The sequence below is a fragment of the Armatimonas sp. genome (assembly GCF_043760365.1).
In the GTDB taxonomy this organism is placed as follows: domain Bacteria; phylum Armatimonadota; class Armatimonadia; order Armatimonadales; family Armatimonadaceae; genus Armatimonas.
Window position 1 is genome coordinate 1 of record NZ_JAYUPA010000316.1, and the last position, 5332, is coordinate 5332.

Sequence of the window (5332 nt, forward strand, 5' to 3'; positions counted from 1 at the left end):
CAACTCCGTGATTTTCTTTGGCAACCTATCCCCCACCGAGGGGCTCGTGATCTCTGAGAGAGTCGTGCAAGGCTGGGGTCTGATGCGCGGGCACCTGCAGTTTCTCCCCTTGATTAGCTACGCTTTTGTGCATAGCGATCTTTTCCATCTCCTGGGAAATATGATCACGCTCTATGTCATCGGGGTGCATCTGGAAGAGGCGCTGGGCAACCTGGCGTATCTCGTGGCCTATCTGACGGGTGCACTGGTGGCTGGGCTGGCACATGTGCTGATTACCAATGCCTTTTTCCCGGTCGCAGCGCCCGAGGAGTCGCTGATTGGTGCGTCGGGGGCGATTTTTGCGGTGCTGGGGCTCTTTGCAGTGCGCTTCTGGCGAACGCGGGTGCGTCTCTTCGGAGTTCCCGCCGTCCCTGCCGCAATCGCGGTTAGTATCGTGATGGTGCTCCAGATATTTCTCGCGATTCGCTCCCTTGTGACCCCGGGCGCGGATCAGGTGGCCTATACCGCACACCTTGCGGGCTTCTTCTTCGGCCTGGGGATCGCTTTCCCCTTGCGCGTACTGGAGCAGAGCGCCCGCGAGTATGGGATCGAAGATGCGGAGGCAGCACTGGCTCAAGGCGATCTGCCCACAGCGGCACGCTACTACCGCGAGCTTCTGGTACGCACTCCCACCGACGGTGGCCTGGCACACACCCTCGCGCTGGTGCAGATCCGTCTAGGTGACCAGGAAATCGCCCACCGGTACTTCACCGAGGCACTTGATCTCTTCTCTAAGCAGGGCAATGCGGCAGCGGTAGCACGGGTCTATAGTGATGCCCAGAGGAACCTGCTCCGTGTCTCGCTTCCCGTGCGCCTTCTGCAACGTGTGGCGAGCGCCTGTGAGGATGCCCAGCAGTACGAGCTTACCCGGCAGGCACTGGCGAACCTCTGCCGAGACTTCCCACATACCCAGGATGCCGAGCTGGGAATGTTAAAGCTGGGCAAGCTGCATCTTCAGAAGCTGCGCCAGCGTGACAATGCCCTGGCGATCTTTGCGGAGTTCTTACGCCTCTATCCCACCTCCGAGTGGGCCAATCATGTTCGCGGAATGATTACGGAAAACCAGAATGCTTCTTGATCCAGAGTTTGTGCAGCGGCTGGAGACAGCCCTTCCCGCGAGCGATACCGAGGGCCGACGTACCGGACGGCGGACACCCCGGAGTGACTCGCCCTTTCGTTTAGGGCGACACACGGAGCCCACCCGGAAGTCGTCTCGCCTGGAGCGCCTCTTAATCCGGTTGTTCCGTCTAGAGAACACGACACTGCACGTGCTACTAGACGCATCCCTCGCGATGACATTTTCTGGATACACCCCCCCGGAACCGTCGCTGAAATTTGACTTCGCACGGCGCTTCACGGCAGCTCTAGGCTACGCAGCAACCCTGCGCGATCAGCGCTTTGAGGTAACAACATTGTCTCCTGCGCGAGGACAACGTAGCCCCGTCGTCAACCGCCCTGAGGACATGGAAGGGCTGATCCTCTACCTTGAGGGCCTCCGTGCAGGAGGGACACGCAACTTTGCCTGGGCTCTGCGAAAGCGCATCCGCCGCACGGCCCGTCGCTCCCTGATTTTGTTATTATCCGATTTCCGTGATCGGAACTGGGAGTGGGGTGCCCTTGCGCTCCTAACAGGCGAAGCACGCATCGTTCTGATCCATCTTATGGATCGCTCCGAGATGCAAGAGGGTGGCCCAGGGCTTCGTCTGGAGGACGATATCCGCCAGCGCCTTGCCGAGCTCGCCCAGCGCTACCAGATGGAGTACCTGATCGTCCCCACCGATACCCCTTTTGAGGAAGTCTTTCTTCACGCTGCCGAAGAGCGGTAAAAATCCGTCCACAGACTGAGGGGGACAAAGCGGTTGTGACGTACAATGGCCCTATGAAAGCGCACTACCCTCGCCTGCGCACGCAGCTAAAAGAGTCACACGTCAAGGCGGCGTTGACCACAGCCTTGGCGACTCTGGGGTTGTTTGTTCTCGTCTCTCTTTTTGGAAATCATCCCCGTTCCAACTTCCTGGAGCAACTTCTTCCCAGCGCGCTCGTGCTCGCACTCTCGTCGGGGGTTGTGGCAGGGATCTCGGGATATCTCTCAGCACGACGGCTCGCATGGCGCTTCGATGCAATGACGCACGCGGCGGATGCCTGGGCTCGTGGCGATTTCACTGCGATGGCCCCCGAGGCAGCCGATGAGATGGGCATGCTGGCAAGTCGCCTCAACCGGATGGCCGCGGAGCTTCGTGATCTCATGGCACTTCGCCAGGATGTGGCCACGCTGGAGGAGCGCAACCGTCTTGCACGGGACCTTCATGACACGGTTAAGCAGCACCTCTTTGCCGCATCCATGCAGATCGGAGCCGCGAAAGCCCTCCTGCCCGCGCAGCCTGACCAAGCGCTCTCGCGACTCGATGCCGCCAATGATCTTGCGCAGCAGGCACAGCGTGACCTGACCGCGGTGCTTCAGGAGCTTAGGCCCGTGAGTGCCCAGGGTGCTCCTCTTGCGATCCTGCTCAAGGGACATGTCAGCGATTGGAGCCGCCGCAACAGTATCCCGACCACCTTTGAGAGCGATGAGCTGCCTCCTCTCTCTCCCGAGGCAACAAACGGCCTCCTGCGGGTCGCGCAAGAAGCCCTTGCAAACGCCAGTAAGCATAGTGAAGCAACCCGTGTTGAGGTCTCCCTACGGCGTGACGACGCAGGGGGGGTGCGGCTTCTCGTGCGCGATAACGGGCGCGGCTTCGATGCCCGGCAGCGGCGGCTCTGTGGCGGGGAGGGCTTCGGGCTTCACACCATGCGCGAGCGGGCTCAGGGCCTACCTGGGGGCCGTCTCCAGCTCCTGAGCACACCGGGTGCGGGCTGCTGCATCGTCGTGCGCTGTGATTCCGCGGCGCGTCCGGCACGCATGGACGATTTCCTCGGGATGGAAGACGCCGTCCGGATGCTTTAAGCCGCTATGGAAGAGATCACGGTACTGCTGACGGATGACCATGCCATTGTACGGCAGGGGGTTCGCGCGTTTCTAGACACCCAGCCCGACATCAAGGTAGTCGGCGAGGCGGGTAGTGGCGAGGAGGCAGTCCGGCTCTGCGAGAGCCTGGCCCCCGATATTGTCTTGATGGACTTACTCATGCCTGGTATGGGAGGAGTCGAGGCGACCCGCCAGGTGAAGGTAATCAGCCCACGTACCCAGGTGATTGTCCTCACAAGCTACCACGAGGACGAGCATGTTCTCCCCGCCATCCGCGCCGGGGCACTCTCGTATTTACTCAAAGATGCAGCGGCGTGCGAGATCGCCACCGCGATCCGTAAAGCCGCCGTAGGCGAAGTCACCCTCTCGCCCGCGATTGCCGCGCAGATGATGAAAGCGGTCACGGGTCAGAGAAAATCAACCGAGCCCAGTGGCTCCGAGTCCCCTCTCACGAACCGCGAGCTTGAAGTCATCCGACTCATCGCGGATGGTCTCTCCAACACGGATATTGCCGAGAAGCTCTTCGTCTCTGAGAAAACGGTCAAGAGCCACGTCAGCAATATCCTCGCTAAGCTCCACGTCACGGACCGCACCCAGGCCGCTGTCTACGCCTGGCGCGAAGGCATCATGACGCGTTAGCAGCCGTGAGCAGTCACTCCGCAGGAAAATAGCAAGCCACCGTCGTATCCTAGCGCATGCCAAACCGTCCTTTTTATCGCGTCGTCGGGGTGAATTTTGACCACATGCACATGGGGGATCTGCTCCGCCAAGTGAGTGAGCACCCTAGTGCTGAGATCGTCGGGATCGCCGATGCCAGCCGTGAGCGCATGCAAAGTACTATTGCCCGCTTGGGCCTCTCCGAAGAAAAAGTCTTCACCGACTGGCGCGAGTGCCTTGAGACAAGCAAGCCCGATATTGTTATTCTATGCCCCAAAACGGGCGAGCATGGGCAGTCTGTCGTAGATACCGCGCCCTACGGAGCGCATATTCTGGTGGAGAAGCCCTTCGCGGCGAACCTGGCCGACGCCGATAAAATGATCGCGGCGATGGCCGCGACCGGCAAGACCCTGATCATTAACTGGCCGCTCGCCTGGTATCCCCCCCATGTCACGGCGAAGCGCTTGATCACCGAGGGCCTGATTGGCGCAGTGACCGAGGTGCACTACTACGACGGCAACCGGGGGCCGCTGCGCCATATTGCCGATAAAGTCGAGATCACCGAGGATGAAGCCAATCAGCAGAAATCGGAGTCCTGGTGGTATCAGAAAGAGGCGGCAGGCGGCTCACTGCAAGACTATTTGGGCTACGGGGTCACCCTGGGAACGTGGTTTCTCGATGGTCGCAAGCCGCTTGAGGTGACTTGTGTGACAGATAATAAACCAGGTTTAGAGGTGGATGAGCACTCGATCACCGTCTGTCGGTACACCGCGCCCTACGGCCTCTCCAAGTTCGAGACCCGCTGGGGCACCTTCACGGATCCCTGGACTCTCCAGCCCCAGCCCAAGTGCGGCTTCGTGGTACGGGGCACGCACGGCACCCTCTCAAGCTACGACTACGAGTCGGTGGTTCGGGTTCAGACAAGAGAGCAGCCAGAGACATACGAGATTCCCGTGGATACTCTTTCGCCCGGCTGGCGCAACCCAATCGAGCATCTGATTCACCACCTGGAAACCGGCTGCCCGCTCCACGGCCCACTCGATCCCGCGCTCTGTCGTATCGGTCAGCAGATCGTGGACAGCGCAATGCTCTCCGCACAAGAAAAACGCACCGTGACGCTACTGGACTGAGTACAAACGCTGAAGTCCCCTACGGCTCCCAGCCCGACCGATTGCCCATCGGGGTTGGCAGGAGACCAGGCGTGTCGAGGGTGTCGGTCTTGGCGGCGCTGAACGGGGCATCCGCGATGGAGTAGAGCCAGGCACAGAAGGCGATCACCGCAAAAACCACCGTCATCGTGCTAGGGGCAGGTGTCTTGAGCTTCCCACGCCCCATTGCAAACATATTGGCCAGATGCTCAAAGAGCGCTTGATAGTCCGTGAGCATGACGAGAAAGAATGAGATCAAAAAGATCCCCAGGATCACCGCCGCCTTGATGACCTGCCCACAGTAGAACTGTCCGAAGCCCGGCGCAATCGAGAGCATCATCGCGATACCCGCATGCCGGTTTCCACTGCGCGGCATTCGCAAAACATCAACAAGATCTTCGCTAGGACCAAGCACACCGCCGAGACGCTCCATCGCCGACTGATCGGAGAGGCGCAGACTCACCTCAGCGAGCTTCTTCTCTGCGGAAGGGCGCTTCCCCGTGGAGAGTTCGAGCGCTTTCTC

The 5332-nt window shown here is 60.3% G+C and carries 5 protein-coding genes and 1 pseudogene; 5 read left to right on the plus strand and 1 reads right to left on the minus strand.

Annotated elements, in window-relative coordinates; genetic code table 11:
• The 5 genes from ACH2EH_RS07580 to ACH2EH_RS07600 form a co-directional block, all read left to right on the plus strand.
• On the plus strand, positions 1-1117 hold a 1117-nt coding region (locus tag ACH2EH_RS07580), incomplete at its 5' end, for a rhomboid family intramembrane serine protease (protein WP_395140432.1).
• Positions 1107-1865, plus strand: coding sequence for a hypothetical protein (locus tag ACH2EH_RS07585; RefSeq protein ID WP_395140434.1), 759 nt, complete (start codon positions 1107-1109; stop codon positions 1863-1865). The genes ACH2EH_RS07580 and ACH2EH_RS07585, both read left to right, overlap by 11 nt.
• A 53-nt stretch (positions 1866-1918) precedes the next feature.
• Positions 1919-2983, plus strand: a complete 1065-nt coding sequence (locus ACH2EH_RS07590) for a histidine kinase (RefSeq protein WP_395140436.1) — start codon at positions 1919-1921, stop codon at positions 2981-2983.
• 6 nt (positions 2984-2989) lie between these two features.
• A complete protein-coding gene (locus ACH2EH_RS07595; protein WP_395140438.1) occupies positions 2990-3643 on the plus strand; it encodes a response regulator in 654 nt (217 codons plus the stop codon).
• Between the two features lie 56 nt (positions 3644-3699).
• Positions 3700-4791 carry a Gfo/Idh/MocA family protein gene (locus tag ACH2EH_RS07600; RefSeq protein WP_395140440.1) on the plus strand — a complete coding sequence of 364 codons (1092 nt, stop codon included), beginning with the start codon at positions 3700-3702 and terminating at the stop codon, positions 4789-4791.
• Positions 4792-4810: 19 nt separating this feature from the next.
• Here the strand turns inward: ACH2EH_RS07600 and ACH2EH_RS07605 are convergent.
• A pseudogene (locus ACH2EH_RS07605) lies at positions 4811-5332 on the minus strand (hypothetical protein); the annotation flags it as partial.

Bases quoted from the DNA above. Each gene is read 5' to 3' on its own strand.
- ACH2EH_RS07595 (WP_395140438.1), top strand. From the start codon at position 2,990: ATGGAAGAGATCACGGTACTGCTGACGGATGACCATGCCATTGTACGG.
- ACH2EH_RS07600 (WP_395140440.1), top strand. From the start codon at position 3,700: ATGCCAAACCGTCCTTTTTATCGCGTCGTCGGGGTGAATTTTGACCAC.
- ACH2EH_RS07585 (WP_395140434.1), top strand. From the start codon at position 1,107: ATGCTTCTTGATCCAGAGTTTGTGCAGCGGCTGGAGACAGCCCTTCCC.
- ACH2EH_RS07590 (WP_395140436.1), top strand. From the start codon at position 1,919: ATGAAAGCGCACTACCCTCGCCTGCGCACGCAGCTAAAAGAGTCACAC.